This is a genomic window from Pseudomonas entomophila, assembly GCF_029478665.1.
Classification (GTDB): Bacteria; Pseudomonadota; Gammaproteobacteria; order Pseudomonadales; family Pseudomonadaceae; genus Aquipseudomonas; species Aquipseudomonas entomophila_F.
In genome coordinates this window covers 70,752-86,409 of the sequence record NZ_JARPQB010000013.1, presented here as the reverse complement: position 1 = coordinate 86,409, position 15,658 = coordinate 70,752, and the positions used below count along the sequence as shown (strand labels likewise).

14 protein-coding genes are annotated in these 15,658 nt (G+C 64.1%); 9 read left to right on the top strand and 5 right to left on the bottom strand.

Features of this window, described 5'->3' with window-relative positions; translation table 11 throughout:
- Nucleotides 1–32: 32 nt before the first annotated feature.
- On the bottom strand, nt 33–1,130 hold the full coding sequence (gene dprA, locus P5705_RS09045; protein WP_277460490.1) for a DNA-processing protein DprA: 1,098 nt from the start codon (nt 1,128–1,130) through the stop codon (nt 33–35).
- Nucleotides 1,131–1,337: 207 nt separating this feature from the next.
- Here dprA and def point away from each other — a divergent pair, with 207 nt between their 5' ends.
- The 5 genes from def (at nt 1,338) to P5705_RS09020 (ending at nt 5,866) form a co-directional block, all read left to right on the top strand.
- Nucleotides 1,338–1,844 (top strand): peptide deformylase, encoded by a 507-nt coding sequence (gene def / locus P5705_RS09040; protein WP_277460489.1) that lies wholly within the window; start codon nt 1,338–1,340, stop codon nt 1,842–1,844.
- Nucleotides 1,845–1,907: 63 nt separating this feature from the next.
- Nucleotides 1,908–2,840 (top strand): methionyl-tRNA formyltransferase, encoded by a 933-nt coding sequence (fmt, locus tag P5705_RS09035; RefSeq protein WP_277460487.1) that lies wholly within the window; start codon nt 1,908–1,910, stop codon nt 2,838–2,840.
- Nucleotides 2,837–4,147: a 16S rRNA (cytosine(967)-C(5))-methyltransferase RsmB gene (gene rsmB / locus P5705_RS09030; RefSeq protein WP_277460485.1), complete on the top strand. Its 1,311-nt coding sequence runs from the start codon at nt 2,837–2,839 to the stop codon at nt 4,145–4,147. Before fmt ends, rsmB begins: the two co-directional genes overlap by 4 nt.
- A gap of 25 nt (nt 4,148–4,172) precedes the next feature.
- Complete coding sequence (trkA, locus tag P5705_RS09025; RefSeq protein WP_240064163.1) at nt 4,173–5,546, top strand: Trk system potassium transporter TrkA; 1,374 nt, start codon at nt 4,173–4,175, stop codon at nt 5,544–5,546.
- A gap of 11 nt (nt 5,547–5,557) precedes the next feature.
- Nucleotides 5,558–5,866, top strand: a complete 309-nt coding sequence (locus P5705_RS09020; protein ID WP_277460484.1) for a tetratricopeptide repeat protein — start codon at nt 5,558–5,560, stop codon at nt 5,864–5,866.
- Between the two features lie 77 nt (nt 5,867–5,943).
- On the opposite strand, the gene P5705_RS09015 is transcribed toward P5705_RS09020, so the two are convergent.
- Complete coding sequence (locus P5705_RS09015; protein ID WP_252089915.1) at nt 5,944–6,831, bottom strand: lysophospholipid acyltransferase; 888 nt, start codon at nt 6,829–6,831, stop codon at nt 5,944–5,946.
- A gap of 41 nt (nt 6,832–6,872) precedes the next feature.
- Complete coding sequence (locus P5705_RS09010; RefSeq protein WP_277460483.1) at nt 6,873–7,424, bottom strand: DNA-3-methyladenine glycosylase I; 552 nt, start codon at nt 7,422–7,424, stop codon at nt 6,873–6,875.
- Between the two features lie 84 nt (nt 7,425–7,508).
- Here P5705_RS09010 and glyQ point away from each other — a divergent pair, with 84 nt between their 5' ends.
- From glyQ to P5705_RS08990, 4 genes are all read left to right on the top strand, one after another.
- A complete protein-coding gene (gene glyQ / locus P5705_RS09005) occupies nt 7,509–8,456 on the top strand; it encodes a glycine--tRNA ligase subunit alpha (protein ID WP_011531473.1) in 948 nt (315 codons plus the stop codon).
- Nucleotides 8,453–10,504, top strand: coding sequence for a glycine--tRNA ligase subunit beta (glyS, locus tag P5705_RS09000; RefSeq protein ID WP_277460482.1), 2,052 nt, complete (start codon nt 8,453–8,455; stop codon nt 10,502–10,504). The genes glyQ and glyS overlap by 4 nt, the downstream gene beginning before the upstream one ends.
- A 4-nt stretch (nt 10,505–10,508) precedes the next feature.
- Complete coding sequence (gmhB, locus tag P5705_RS08995) at nt 10,509–11,036, top strand: D-glycero-beta-D-manno-heptose 1,7-bisphosphate 7-phosphatase (RefSeq protein WP_277460481.1); 528 nt, start codon at nt 10,509–10,511, stop codon at nt 11,034–11,036.
- A gap of 65 nt (nt 11,037–11,101) precedes the next feature.
- Nucleotides 11,102–11,872, top strand: a complete 771-nt coding sequence (locus tag P5705_RS08990; RefSeq protein ID WP_011531470.1) for a lysophospholipid acyltransferase family protein — start codon at nt 11,102–11,104, stop codon at nt 11,870–11,872.
- Between the two features lie 221 nt (nt 11,873–12,093).
- On the opposite strand, the gene P5705_RS08985 is transcribed toward P5705_RS08990, so the two are convergent.
- Together P5705_RS08985 and P5705_RS08980 are read right to left on the bottom strand one after the other, a co-directional pair.
- The gene (locus P5705_RS08985) at nt 12,094–13,713 is read right to left on the bottom strand and encodes an MFS transporter (protein WP_277460480.1); all 1,620 of its coding nucleotides are present in this window, start codon (nt 13,711–13,713) and stop codon (nt 12,094–12,096) included.
- A gap of 97 nt (nt 13,714–13,810) precedes the next feature.
- Nucleotides 13,811–15,460, bottom strand: a complete 1,650-nt coding sequence (locus tag P5705_RS08980) for a GMC family oxidoreductase (protein WP_277460479.1) — start codon at nt 15,458–15,460, stop codon at nt 13,811–13,813.
- Nucleotides 15,461–15,658: the final 198 nt, after the last annotated feature.

Below are 15,658 nucleotides of genomic sequence, written 5' to 3'. Positions count from 1 at the left end.
CTCTCCGCATAAACGCCGTGCGCGCAGTGTACTTAGCCGGCACGGGCAAACCAACGCCCGGCTTCATTGCTGACCTGGCCTTCGAGCTCCAGCTCGGTCAGGCTGGCCAGCACCTGGGCCAGCGGCAGGCCGCTGCTGTGGGCCAGGCCCTCGCTGGTCTGGGGCGCGGCGTGGAGCAGGGCGAGTAGGGGGTGGCCGGGTTTATCCACAACAGCGGGCGGCAGGTTCTGCCAGCCGCCCAGGCTGTCCAGGATCTGCTCCACGCTTTCCACCAGCAAAGCACCATCGCGGATCAACTGGTGGCAGCCTTTGGCGCCGGGGTGGTGGATGGAGCCAGGAATCGCGTACACCTCCCGCCCCTGTTCGGCGGCGAGCCGCGCCGTGATCAACGAACCGCTGGCCAGGCTGGCCTCGACCACCAGTACACCCAGCGACAAGCCACTGATGATCCGATTGCGCCGTGGGAAGTTGCCCGCCAGCGGCCCGGCGTCCAGCGGGTACTCGGAAACCAGCGCGCTACCGCTATCGATCATCATCCTGGCCAAGTCACGGTGGCGCTGTGGATAACATTTTTGCAAACCCGTGCCCAGCACCCCGATCGTGTGCCCACCGGCCTTCAGCGCGGCCCGATGAGCGGCACCGTCGACGCCCAGCGCCAGCCCGCTGGTGATGGTGAACCCGGCCTGGGAAAGACAACGGGAAAACGCGCCCGCCGTATCCAGCGCCGGAGGTGAAGCACGCCTGCTGCCCACAATCGCAAGCTGCGGTCGCTCGAGCAAAGCGGGGTCTCCAGCGACGAACAGCAAGGGCGGCGGATCATCTATCTCGGCCAGCAACGCCGGGTAGCCAGGCCCGTCCCACATCAGTAAATGCTGGCCCGGCCGCTCTAGCCAGGCCATTGCGGCCAATGCCCCATCACGTACTTCTGGGCTGCGCCGGGCATCGATACTGGCTGCCGGCAGCCCCAACGCACGCCAGGCACTGGCTGGCGCACTGAGCGCCGACGAGGCGCTGCCGAAGGCTTCGATGAGGGTGTGAAAACGACGCAGCCCGGCATCGGGAAGGCGATGCAGACGCAACCGCGCCTCGAGTTCGGCAGGCGAACAAGGCGACGAACGGAGTTCGGTCATAGGGGATCATCCTTGATCGACAGGGGCCAACGGCGTGGCACAACCTGTGGATAACTTTGTTGATAATACTTTGACAAGCTGTCCATGGAATGGGCTTTCCAGCGCCCATTCACACCCTAGCCAAGCTTCACAGGTGCCGAACGCCCCATTTCCCTTTATTATGTGTGCTCAGTTTTCAACCGACCGCACAGTGACTGCCTGACCCCTATGGCCATCTTGAACATTCTCGAATTCCCCGATCCGCGCCTGCGCACCATTGCCAAACCGGTAACGGCGTTCGACGACGCCCTGCGCCAGCTGATCGACGACATGTTCGAGACCATGTACGAAGCCCCTGGCATCGGCCTGGCGGCCACCCAGGTCAACGTGCACAAGCAGGTCGTGGTGATGGACCTGAGTGAAGACCGCAGCGAACCGCGCGTCTTCATCAACCCCACGGTCGAGGAGCTGACCCACGACATGGGCCAGTACCAGGAAGGCTGCCTGTCGGTGCCCGGCTTCTACGAGAACGTAGACCGCCCGTTGCGCGTACGGGTCAAGGCCCAGGACCGCGACGGCAAGCCCTATGAGCTCGAAGCCGAAGGCCTGCTGGCCGTGTGCGTGCAGCACGAGTTCGACCACCTCAACGGCAAGCTGTTTGTCGACTACCTGTCCCAGCTCAAACGCGACCGGATCAAGAAGAAGCTGGAAAAGCAGCACCGCCAGCAAGCCTGATCCCCACCTTCCAGAAGGCTTGCTCCGGCAAGCCTTTTTCTTTTTCAAGGAAGCGAGAACTCCATGCGCATCGTCTTCGCAGGCACTCCAGAGTTTGCCGCCGAACACCTCAAGGCCCTGCTCGACAGCCCGTACGAGATCGTGGCCGTCTACACCCAGCCCGATCGCCCGGCCGGCCGTGGCCAGAAGCTCATGCCGAGCGCAGTGAAGGCGCTGGCCGTGGCCCATGACATCCCGGTGTACCAGCCGCAGACCCTGCGCAACCCCGAGGCTCAAGCCGAACTTGCCGCGCTCAAGCCGGACCTGATGGTGGTGGTTGCCTACGGCCTGATCCTGCCCCAGGTGGTGCTCGACATACCGCGTCTGGGTTGCATCAACAGCCATGCCTCCCTGCTGCCGCGCTGGCGCGGTGCGGCACCGATCCAGCGTGCCGTGGAAGCCGGCGACGCCGAGAGCGGCGTCACCGTGATGCGTATGGAAGCGGGCCTGGATACCGGCCCGATGCTGCTCAAGGTGATCACCCCGATCAGCGCCGAGGACACCGGCGGCACCTTGCACGACCGCCTCGCCGCCATGGGCCCGGGCGCCGTGGTGCAGGCCATTGCCGGCCTGGCCGATGGCAGCCTGCAAGGTGAAATCCAGGACGATGCCCTGGCCACTTATGCACACAAGCTGAACAAGGACGAGGCGCGCATCGACTGGAGCCGCCCGGCCGTCGAGCTGGAACGCCTGATCCGTGCCTTCAATCCCTGGCCGGTGTGCCACAGCACCCTCGACGGCGAAAGCGTGAAGGTGCTGGCCGCCAACTTGTCCACAGGCAAGGGCACCCCTGGTGAGATCCTCTCCGCCAGCAAGGACGGCCTGGTCGTCGCCTGCGGTGATGGCGCCCTGAGCCTGACCCGCCTGCAACTGCCCGGCGGCAAGGCCCTGGCCTTCAGCGACCTGTTCAACAGCCGCCGCGAGAAGTTCGCCGGTGGCAAGGTGCTCGGCCAATGAACCCACGCCTGGCCGCCGCCCGTGCCCTTGCCGCCGTGCTCAGCGGCAAGGCTTCGCTGAACAGCTCGCTGCCGGCGCAACTGGACAAGGTCGACGAGCGCGACCGTGGCCTCACGCAAGACCTGGCCTTCGGCACTGCCCGCTGGCAGCCGCGTCTGGACCTGCTGGCCGCACAACTGCTGCAGAAGCCATTCAAGGCCGCCGATGCCGATGTGCAGGCGCTGCTGCTGGTCGGCCTGTATCAGCTGTTCTACACGCGCATCCCGGCACACGCCGCCCTCGGCGAAACCGTCGGCTGCGCCGACAAGCTCAAGAAGCCCTGGGCCAAGGGCCTGCTCAACGCCGTGCTGCGCCGCGCCCAGCGTGAAGGCGAGGAACTGCTCGCCAGCATGGAACGCGACCCGGTAGTGCGTACCGCCCATCCGCGCTGGCTGCAGAAGTCGCTGAAAGCCTTCTGGCCGGAGCAGTGGGAAGCCATCTGCGCCGCCAACAACGCCCACCCACCGATGATCCTGCGGGTCAACCGCCGCCATCACAGCCGCGACGCCTACCTGTCGCTGCTGGCCGAGGCCGGCATCCAGGCCAGCGCCTGCCAGTTCAGCCGTGACGGCATCGTCCTCGCCGAGGCCTGCGACGTGCGCGGCCTGCCGGGCTTCGCCGACGGTTGGGTGAGCGTGCAGGACGAAGCCGCGCAGCTGTCCGCCGACCTGCTGGAACTGGCCCCCGGCCAGCGCGTGCTCGACGCCTGCTGCGCCCCGGGCGGCAAGACCTGCCACTTGCTGGAAGCCGAGCCCGGCCTGGCCCACATGGTCGCCATCGACCTGGAAGCCAAGCGCCTGACCCGCGTGCGCGAAAACCTCGACCGCCTGAAGCTCGACGCCGAACTGATCGCCTGCGACGCCCGTGACACCGCCAGCTGGTGGGACGGCAAGCCATTCCAGCGCATCCTGCTCGACGCGCCGTGCTCGGCCACCGGTGTGATCCGCCGTCACCCGGACATCAAGCTGACCCGCCAGGCCGAGGACATCCCGGCCCTGGCCACGCTGCAAGGCGAGCTGCTCGATGCCCTGTGGCCGACCCTGGAAGTGGGCGGCATGTTGCTCTACGCCACCTGCTCGAGCCTGCCGACCGAGAACACCGAAGTGATCGACGCCTTCCTCGCCCGCACCCCCGGCGCCCGCGAGCTGGACCTGGCCACCGAGGCCGGCCTGCGCCAGCCCCACGGGCGCCAGCTGCTGGCCCAGGAAGGCGGCCACGATGGTTTCTATTACGCCAAACTGATCAAGATCGCCGCTTCGCGCGGGTAAGAACAAAAAGGGTAGGGAGTAGCGGATGAAGATCATCATCCTCGGCGCAGGGCAGGTGGGCGGCACGCTGGCGGAGCACCTGGCCAGCGAAGCCAACGATATCACCGTGGTCGACACCGACAGCGAGCGCCTGCGCGACCTGGGCGACCGCCTGGACATCCGCACCGTGCAGGGCCGCGCCTCGCTGCCGACGGTGCTGCGCCAGGCCGGCGCCGACGACGCCGACATGCTGGTGGCGGTGACCAACAGCGACGAGACCAACATGGTCGCCTGCCAGGTCGCCTACTCGCTGTTCCACACCCCGACCAAGATCGCCCGGGTGCGCGAGTCAGCCTACCTCACCCGCGAAGAGCTGTTCGACAACGACCACATCCCGGTGGACGTGCTGATCAGCCCCGAGCAGGTGGTGACCAACTACATCAAGCGCCTGATCGAACACCCAGGTTCGCTGCAGGTGATCGACTTCGCCGAGGGCAAGGCCCAGCTGGTGGCGGTCAGGGCTTACTACGGTGGCCCGTTGGTGGGCCAGCAACTGCGCCAGATTCGCGCCCACATGCCCAATGTCGACACCCGCGTGGCGGCGATCTTCCGCCGCGACCGGCCGATCACCCCGCAGGGCGACACGGTGATCGAGGCCGACGACGAAGTGTTCTTCATCGCCGCGAAGAAGGATATCCGCGCGGTGATGGGCGAGCTGCGGCGTATCGACGAGACCAACAAGCGCGTGGTCATCGCCGGTGGCGGGCAGATCGGCGAGCGCCTGGCCGAGGCCATCGAAAGCCGCTACCAGGTGAAGATCATCGAGATGAACCCGACGCGCTGCCGCCACCTCTCCGAAACGCTGGAGAGCACCGTGGTGCTGCAGGGCAGCGCCTCCGATCGAGACCTGATGCTCGAAGAAAACATCGCCGACGCCGACATTTTCCTGGCCCTGACCAACGACGACGAGGCCAACATCATGTCGTCGCTGCTGGCCAAGCGCCTGGGCGCGCGCAAGGTGATGACCATCATCAACAACCCGGCCTACGTCGACCTGGTGCAGGGCGGCGAGATCGACATCGCCATCAGCCCTCAGCTGGCCACCATCGGCACCCTGCTGGCCCACGTGCGTCGCGGCGATATCGTCAGCGTGCACTCGCTGCGCCGGGGCGCGGCCGAGGCCATCGAGGCGGTGGCCCATGGCGATTCGAAGTCGAGCAAGGTGGTGGGCAAGGCCATCGAGGACATCTCGCTGCCGCCAGGCACCACCATCGGCGCGATCATTCGCGACGAGGAAGTGCTGATCGCCCACGACGACACGGTGATCGCCTCGGGCGACCATGTGATCCTGTTCGTTGTGGATAAAAAGCAGATTCGGGACGTGGAGAAACTGTTCCACGTGGGCCTGAGTTTCTTCTAGGGAGAGACGTGATGCGTGAATCGCTGGAGAAGATGCTAGCCAAGGGTGTGGATAACCCGCTGCTGCGGTTCGGGCTGGGCAAGGCCTGGCTGGACGAAGGTAATGGCGCTGAAGCGGCGCTGCACCTGGCTGCCTGTGTTAAGCAGGATCCGAAGTACTCGGCGGCGTGGAAGCTCTTGGGGAAGGCGTATCAGCTCAGCGGCGATCTGGCTGGGGCGCGCAAGGCCTGGGAAGAAGGGATCGTCGCGGCGCAGGCCCATGGCGACAAGCAGGCCGAGAAAGAGATGGCGGTGTTTCTGAAGAAGCTGAACAAGCTTTGAGGCCTGTTCGCCAGCAAGGCTGGCTCCTACAGGAAATGCGTACCCTGTAGGAGCCAGCCTTGCTGGCGAATGCGATCTCAATACCAGCGAGCCTCTCCAGCCGGGCGCTTCTTGAAACGCTTCATGCTCCACATGTACTGGCTCGGGTACTCGCGCACATAACGCTCGACCACCTTGCTCATGGCCGCCGCCGCCACCGTCACATCCTCGCTGTACATCTCCTCCGGCGCCGCCTCGAGGAACACCTTGAAGCCCGAGCCATCCGGCAGCCGCAGGGCATGCAGGAACACCCCGACCGCCTTGCCGCCCGCCAACATGTTCGGCACGAACTTGCTGGTCAGCGCCTGGGTCCCCAGGAACGGCACGAACACCCCCGCCGACTCCGCCGGCTCCGGGTCGGCCGGAATTCCCACCTGGCCACCCCGACGCACTTCCTTGATCACGCTGAGAATGCCTTCCTTGGTCGAAGGCGCCACGCGGTTGCCCATCTGCACGCGCTGCTCGCGCAACAGGTCATCCACCGCCTTCAGCTTGGGCGGGCGGTAGAAGATGATCGGTTTGCACTGGTTGCAATAGAAGTGGTTGAGCACTTCCCAGTTGCCCAGGTGGCTGGTGATGCCCACCACGCCCTTGCCCGAGGCCAGGGCCTGTTCCAGCACTTCCAGGCCGTGCACTTCCTTGACCAGGTCCAGCGAGCGCTGCGGTGGCCAGATCCAGGCGCAGGCGCTCTCGACGAACGACTTGCCGATATCCTTCAACGCACGGCCGACCAGTTGCTCACGCTCGGCCGGGTCCATCTCCGGGAAACACTTGGCCAGGTTGATGCGCACGACATTGCGCGAGCCATTGGGGATTTTCCACATCAGCCAGCCGATACCGGCGCCGACGCGCTGCACAGCGCCCCAGGGCAGCTTGGCAAACAGGCGCAGCACCCCGACCATCAGGGCGCCCTTGAACTTTTCCACAGGCGAATTCCTTATTTCAGCAAGGCGCGCATTGTACCCCGTCAGCGCGCCAGCGCGGCGTAGCGATCACAGTCGGTGGTGTGGTCCATGACCATGCCGGTGGCCTGCATGAAGGCGTAGCAGATGGTCGGGCCAACGAACGTGAAGCCGGCCTTCTGCAGGGCCTTGCTCATGGCCTTGGCTTCGTCGGTCACCGCCGGCACGTCGCCGCGGGTGGCGAAATGGTTGATCTTTGGTTGCCCACCGACGAACGACCACAGCCACTCGGCGGGCTTATCCACAGCCAGCCAGGCTTCGGCATTGCGGCGCACGGCCTTGAGCTTGAGGCGATTGCGGATGATGCCGGCGTCGAGCATCAACTCCTCGATGCGCTCGTCGCTCAAGCGCGCCAGTTTCACCGGGTCGAACCCGTGCAGCACCTCACGATAGCGCTCACGTTTCTTCAATACGGTGATCCACGAGAGCCCCGCCTGGAACCCTTCGAGCAAAAGCATCTCGAAGAGCAACGCCGGGTCGCGCTGTGGCGTTCCCCACTCGTGGTCGTGATAGGCCTCGTACAAAGGATCGTCGGAACACCAAAAGCAGCGTGGCATAAGGCTCCAATTACGTAGAGGGCGAGGCGAATCGGGTTATACTCCCGCTCTTTACATCCGCATCCCCAGATACAGGTGAATTTCGTGAGCCAGCCTACGCCAGCCGTGCGTACCTTCCAAGACCTGATCCTCGCCCTGCAGAACTACTGGGCCGAGCAAGGTTGTGTGGTGCTTCAGCCCTACGATATGGAAGTAGGCGCCGGCACTTTCCATACCGCCACCTTCCTGCGCGCCGTGGGCCCGGAGACGTGGAACGCCGCCTATGTGCAGCCTAGCCGTCGCCCCGCCGACGGACGGTATGGCGAAAACCCCAACCGCCTGCAGCACTACTACCAGTTCCAGGTGGTGCTCAAGCCAAACCCGGCCAACTTCCAGGAGCTGTACCTCGGCTCGCTGAAAGCCATCGGCCTGGACCCGCTGGTTCACGACATCCGCTTCGTCGAAGACAACTGGGAATCGCCGACCCTCGGCGCCTGGGGCCTGGGCTGGGAAATCTGGCTGAACGGCATGGAGGTGACCCAGTTCACCTACTTCCAGCAGGTCGGCGGCATCGAGTGCTACCCGGTCACCGGTGAAATCACCTACGGCCTGGAGCGCCTGGCCATGTACCTGCAGGGCGTGGACTCGGTCTACGACCTGGTATGGGCCGACGGCCCGTTCGGCAAGGTCACCTACGGCGACGTGTTCCACCAGAACGAAGTGGAGCAGTCGACCTACAACTTCGAGCACGCCAACGTCGAGAAGCTGTTCGAACTGTTCGACTTCTACGAAAGCGAAGCGAACCGCCTGATCAAGCTGGACCTGCCGCTGCCGACCTACGAAATGGTCCTGAAGGCCTCGCACACCTTCAACCTGCTGGACGCCCGCCGCGCCATCTCGGTGACCGAACGCCAGCGCTACATCCTGCGCGTACGCACACTTGCCCGTGACGTGGCGCAAAGCTACCTGCAAGCCCGCGCACGCCTGGGCTTCCCGATGGCTTCTCCTGAACTGCGTGACGAAGTGTTGGCTAAGCTGGAGGCTGCACAATGAGTGCTCAAGATTTCCTGGTTGAACTGGGCACCGAAGAGCTGCCACCGAAGGCCCTGGCCTCGCTGGGCGACGCGTTCCTCGCCGGCATCGAGAAAGGCCTGCAGGCCGCCGGCCTGAACTACACCGGCAAGCAGGTGTACGCCGCGCCGCGCCGCCTGGCCGTGCTGCTGCGCCAGCTCGACGTGCAGCAGCCGGACCGCAGCATCAACATCGACGGCCCGCCCATGCAGGCTGCTTTCAAGGACGGTGAGCCAACCCAGGCCGCCCTGGGCTTTGCCAAGAAGTGCGGTGTGGAGCTGTCGGACATCGACCAGAGCGGTCCGAAGCTGCGCTTCTCCCAGCACATCCCGGGCAAGGCGACCGCCAGCCTGCTGCCCACCATCGTCGAAGACTCGCTCAACGACCTGCCGATCCCCAAGCGCATGCACTGGGGCGCCAGCCGTGAAGAATTCGTGCGCCCGACTCAGTGGCTGGTGATGCTGCTGGGCGATCAGGTCGTCGACTGCACCATCCTCGCGCAAAAAGCCGGCCGTGAATCCCGTGGCCACCGCTTCCACCACCCGGAAAACGTGGTCATCACCACCCCGGCCAACTACGTCGAAGACCTGCGCAAAGCCTACGTGCTGGCCGACTTCGCCGAGCGTCGCGAGCTGATCAGCAAGCGCACCGCGGAACTGGCCATGCAGCAGGAAGGCTCGGCCATCGTGCCGCCGGCGCTGCTGGACGAAGTGACCGCCCTGGTCGAGTGGCCGGTGCCGCTGGTGTGCTCGTTCGAGGAGCGTTTCCTTGAAGTGCCGCAGGAAGCCCTGATCACCACCATGCAGGACAACCAGAAGTACTTCTGCCTGCTGGACAGTGAAGGCAAGCTGCTGCCGCGCTTCATCACCGTGGCCAACGTCGAGAGCCGCGATCCGAAGCAGATCGTCGAAGGCAACGAGAAGGTCGTGCGCCCACGCCTGACCGACGCCGAGTTCTTCTTCAAGCAAGACAAGAAGCAACCGCTGGAAAGCTTCAACGAGCGCCTGAAGAACGTGGTGTTCCAGGCTCAGCTGGGCACCGTGTTCGACAAGGCCGAGCGCGTGTCGAAACTGGCCGCCTTCATTGCCCCGTACATCGGCGGCAGCGCCGCCAACGCTGGCCGTGCCGGCCTGCTGTCCAAGTGCGACCTGGCCTCGGAGATGGTCGGTGAATTCCCTGAAATGCAGGGTATCGCCGGCTACTACTACGCCCTCAACGATGGCGAGCCGCAAGACGTCGCCCTGGCGCTGAACGAGCAGTACATGCCGCGCGGTGCCGGCGCCGAGCTGCCGCAGACCCTCACCGGTGCCGCCGTGGCCATCGCCGACAAGCTCGACACCCTGGTCGGCATCTTCGGTATCGGCATGCTGCCCACCGGCAGCAAGGACCCGTATGCCCTGCGCCGTGCCGCCCTGGGCGTGCTGCGCATCCTGATCGAGAAGCAGCTGGACCTGGACCTGACCGTTGCGGTCGAGTTCGCGGTCAAGCAGTTCGGCACCCAGGTCAAGGCCGCCGGCCTGTCCGAGCAAGTGCTGGAGTTCATCTTCGACCGCCTGCGCGCGCGTTACGAAGACGAAGGCATCGACGTTGCCACCTACCTGTCGGTGCGTGCCCTGAAGCCGGGCTCGGCCCTGGACTTCGACCAGCGCGTACAGGCCGTGCAGGCCTTCCGCAAGCTGCCGGAAGCCAATGCCCTGGCCGCGGCGAACAAGCGCGTATCGAACCTGCTGGGCAAGGCCGAAGGCGCCATTGCCGACCAGGTCGAGCCCAAGTACTTCGACAACGCCAACGAGTTCTCGCTGTACTCGGCCATCCAGCAGGCCGACCAGGCCGTGCAACCGATGGCCTCCGCACGCCAGTACAACGAAGCCCTGGCCCGCCTGGCCGCCCTGCGCGACCCGGTAGACGCCTTCTTCGAGGCCGTACTGGTCAACGCCGAGGACGCCAAGGTACGCGCCAACCGTTATGCCCTGCTCAGCCGCTTGCGTGGCCTGTTCCTGGGCGTGGCCGATATCTCGCTGCTGGGGTAAGTCGTTGAAACTGCTGATTCTTGATCGAGACGGAGTGATCAACTATGACTCCGACGCCTACATCAAGTCGCTGGAGGAGTGGATCCCCATTCCCGGCTCGATCGAGGCCATCGCGCAGTTGAGCAAGGCGGGCTGGACGGTGGCCGTGGCCACCAACCAGTCCGGCATTGCCCGCGGCTATTACCCGCTGGCCACGCTGGAGGCCATGCACGCGCGCCTGCGCGCGCTGGTGGCCGAGCAGGGTGGCGCGGTAGGTTTCATCGTGCATTGCCCGCATGGCCCGGACGAAGGCTGCGATTGCCGCAAGCCCAAGCCTGGCATGCTGCGGGCGATCGCCGAGCACTACCAGGTTCCGCTAGCCGGCGTATGGTTCGTCGGTGACAGCAAAGGTGACCTGGAGGCGGCCCTGGCCGTCGATGCACAACCCGTGTTGGTAAAAACCGGCAAGGGCGAAAGGACCCTGGAAAAAGGCGTCCCGGAAACTACACTGATTTTCGACGATCTGGCAGCCATCGCCAGAGAACTTATTTAAATGAGTGCGCCAGGAACGGCGCACTTTTCATTAGGCGGGCACGCCCCGCAACGGTACATGCCACTATGTCGATCCTGCAGGCGATCAGAATCTTTCTTTTTTACCTGCTGTTGGGCACCAGTTCGCTGCTGTGGTGCTCGCTGAGCTTCTTCGTCGCGCCTTTCCTGCCGTTCCCCAAGCGCTACAAGTTCATCAACGTGTACTGGTGCCGCTGCGCGCTGTTCCTGGTGAAGACGATCCTGGGGATCGACTACAAGATCACCGGCGCCGAGCATGTGCCTGATGTGCCGTGCGTGATCCTGTCGAACCACCAGAGCACCTGGGAGACGTTCTTCCTGTCGGCGTACTTCTCGCCACTGAGCCAGGTGCTCAAGCGTGAGCTGCTGTACGTGCCGTTCTTCGGCTGGGCCATGGCCATGCTGCGGCCGATCGCCATCGACCGGAAGAACCCGAAGGAGGCCTTGCGCCAGGTTGCCAGCCAGGGTGACGAACTGCTCAAGCAGGGCACCTGGGTGCTGATCTTCCCCGAAGGCACCCGTGTGCCTCACGGCCAGATGGGCAAGTTCTCCCGCGGTGGTACCGCGCTCGCGGTGAATGCCGGCCTGCCGGTGCTGCCGATCGCCCACAACGCTGGCAAGTTCTGGCCGCGTGAAGGCTGGGGCAAACGCCCGGGCACCATCGAGGTGGTGATTGGCGCGCCGATGTACCCGGAAGGGACGGGGCCACGGGCCATTGCCGAGCTCAATGACCGTGCCCAGGCGTGGAACGAGGCGGCCCAGCGGGCCATGGGTTCGCTGCCGCCAGTGGCGGAAAATCCAGAGCAGCAGCACGCCTGACGTTCTGTGGATAAGTTGTTAGCAATTTTTGGATTACGGGTCTCAGAACATAGCTAAGTTATTGAATTAGCTATTTATTTCTCTGTATGACGTTTTTCTGAAAATCGTGCATAAGTTTTTTCGCGCTATAAAAAAACCGGCTTTTACGCCGGTTTTTTTGTGCCTTGGATTTTGTGGCGATTTCTTCGCCGACAAGGCCGGCTCCTACAGACGAACGGAAATCACACCTTGTCGATATCCACATCCCGTGTTTCTTTCAAACAGAAGATCCCCACCACCAGGCTCACCCCGGTAATCAACACTGGGTACCACAGCCCGTAGAAGATATCCCCGGTGTACACCACCAGCGCGAACGACACCGTTGGCAGGAAGCCCCCGAACCAACCATTACCAATGTGATAGGGCAGGGACATCGAGGTATAGCGAATACGCGTGGGGAACAGCTCGACCATCACCGCCGCCAGTGGCCCATAGGTCATGGTGGCGATCAGGATCATGGCGACGATCAGCACCACCACCATCACCTGGTTGACGTTCGCCGGGTCTGCCTTGGCCGGATAACCCGCCGCATCGATGGCGCTGCGCATGGCCGTCTCGTCGAAACCATTGATGGTCTTGTCACCAATGCTGACGATCACCTCGCTGCCGCCGACATTCACCGAGCTATAGGGCAAGCCCTGCTTGACCAGGAACGTCTTGACCTTATCGCACGGGCTGTCGAAGCGCGCCTTGCCCACCGGGTCGAACTGGAAGGTGCAGCCCTTGGGGTCGGCGGTGACGACGATCGGCGCCTGGCGGCTGGCGGCATCGATCTGCGGGTTGGCGTAATGGCTCAGGGCCTTGAACAGCGGGAAGTACAGCACCGTCGCCAGCAGCAGGCCGAGCATCAGGATCGGCTTGCGCCCCACGCGGTCCGACAGCCAGCCGAAGAACACGAAGAACGGCGCGCCGATCACCACGCTGATGATCAGCAGCGTATTGGCCTGGGCGGGGTCCATCTTGAGCATCTGGGTCATGAAGAACAACACATAGAACTGCGCGGTGTAGAAGGTCACCGCCTGCCCGGCGTTGATGCTGAACAGCGCGGTGAGCACCACCTTGAGGTTGGGCCAGGAGGTGAACGACTCGCGGATCGGCGACTTGCTCACCTTGCCCTGGGCCTTCATTTTCACGAAGGCCGGCGACTCATGCATGCTCATGCGGATCCAGGTGGAGATCGCCAGCAGCACGATCGACAGCAGGAACGGCAGGCGCCAGCCCCAGGTTTCGAACTGGTCACCGCTGATATAGCGGCTGGCCAGGACCACGGTCAGCGATAACAGCAGGCCCAGCGTGGCGGTGGACTGGATGAAGCCGGTGTGGAAACCACGCTTGCCATGGGGCGCGTGCTCGGCGACATAGGTAGCCGCGCCACCGTACTCACCGCCCAATGCCAGGCCTTGGAGCATGCGCAGCACGACCAGGATGATCGGCGCAGCGATGCCAATGCTGGCATAAGTCGGTAACAGGCCCACCGCGAAGGTGGACAACCCCATCAGCACGATGGTCACCAGGAAGGTGTATTTGCGGCCGATCATGTCACCCAGCCGGCCGAACACCAGCGCGCCGAACGGGCGCACCAGAAAACCGGCGGCGAAGGCCATCAAGGCGAAGATGAACGCGGTGGTGTCGTTGACGCCGGCAAAGAACTGCTTGCTGATGACAGCGGCCAGCGCGCCATAGAGAAAAAAGTCATACCACTCGAACACCGTCCCGAGGGATGACGCGAAAATGATCTTGCGCTCTTCACGGCGGCTGGGGCTGCTGGCCACCGCGCCCTGTTCCTGGATGTAATCCGACATCGTTGCTGTCCTCGGCCCGTGGGCCACAGTGATTATTCTTGTTGTTCCACTGCCGGCAGCTTCCGCTCACAAGCCGCCGCTGTTGCAAACACCCGGGTCAGGGCGTCGGTATCGCGCTGGCGTCGCTGAGATTGGTCTGGGTATTGGCCCCCTTGAGGATCAGTTGCGCCGCCTTCTCGGCGATCATCAACGTGGGTGAGCAGGTATTGCCGGAGACAATCTGCGGCATGATCGAAGCATCGGCCACGCGCAGGCCCGGGATGCCGTGAACGCGCAGCTGGTTATCCACAACATCCAGCGACCCACTGCCCATGCGGCAGGTGCCCACCGGGTGGAAGATGGTGGTGCCGATCTGGCCGGCGGCCTGGTGCAAATCCTCCTCGCTCTGCAGGGCAGGGCCAGGCAGGTATTCACGTGGGGCAAAGGCGGCGAGGGCAGGGGCCTGGACGATACGCCGGGTGAGGCGGATGGCATCGGCGGCGACACGCAGGTCCTCGGGTGCGCTGAGGTAATTGGGGTCGATCAGCGGTGCGCTGTTCATGTCCGCCGAACGGATATCGATTCGACCACGGCTGGCCGGGCGCAGGTTGCACACCGAGGCGGTGAAGGCCGGGAACGGGTGCAGCGGTTCGCCGAAGCGGTCCAACGATAACGGCTGCACGTGATATTGCAGGTTGGCCGTCGCCTGCTCGGGGCTCGAACGTGCGAAGGCACCCAGCTGGCTAGGCGCCATGGCCAACGGGCCACTGCGGTCATAGGCATAACGAAGGCCCATCCCCAGCTTGCCCCACAGGCTGTTGGCCATCTGGTTGAGGGTTCGGGTGTTCCTGATCTGGTAGACCAGGCGCAATTGCAGATGGTCCTGTAGGTTGCCACCAACACCCGGCATGTCGTGGCGCACACCGATGCCCAGATCTTCGAGCAGCTTGTGCGGGCCGATACCGGAGCGCTGGAGAATGCCGGGCGAGCCGACGGAGCCTGCACACAGGATGATTTCGCGGCGAGCCGCGAACTCATGCCAGGCGCCTTGCCACAAGGCCTTCACCGCCCGGGCCCGGGTGTTGTCGAGCAGCACCTGGTCAACCTGCACACCGGTCAGGATTGTGAGGTTCGGGCGCTTGAGGACCGGCCTGAGAAACGCCTTGGCCGAGTTCCAGCGCACACCGCTGCGCTGGTTCACCTGGAAGTATCCACAACCGGCGTTATCGCCGGTATTGAAGTCGGCGACCTTGGCGATGCCGCTCTGTTCGGCGGCATCACGGAAGGCATCGAGGATCGGCCAGCTGTAGCGCTGCTGTTCGACCCGCCATTCCCCCTCGGCGCCGTGGCTGTCGCTGGCGCCAGCGAAGTGGTTCTCGCTGGCCATGAACAATGGCAGCACATCCTTCCACGCCCAGCCGTCGTTGCCTTGCTCGGCCCAGCGGTCGTAGTCGGCAGCCTGGCCACGCATGTAGATCATGCCGTTGATCGACGAGCAGCCCCCCAGCACCTTGCCCCGTGGATACCCCAGGCTGCGACCGTTCAGGCCGGGCTGGGCCTCGGTCTTGAAACACCAGTCGGTGCGCGGATTGCCGATGCAGTAGAGGTAACCAACTGGGATGTGTATCCAGGGATAGTTGTCGCGGCCACCCGCCTCGAGCAGCAATACGCGGCATGAAGGGTCGGCGGACAAACGATTGGCCAGCAGGCAACCGGCGGGGCCGGCACCCACGACCACGTAGTCGTAGACAGAATCGGCTGATGGCATGTGCAACCTCGCGCCTGATTATTATTCTTGTCCCGTTCCATCTTATTGATTAATTTCGCCGAGGAAACACGAGATTTCGCGCAGCCGTTGTGCGTTTTAGCACAGCACTGTCCCCATGATCGGCGCAAATCCTGTAGGAGCGGCTTTAGCCGCGATACAGGCACCGCGGTGTTGGCATCCGCTTCGCGGATGATCGCG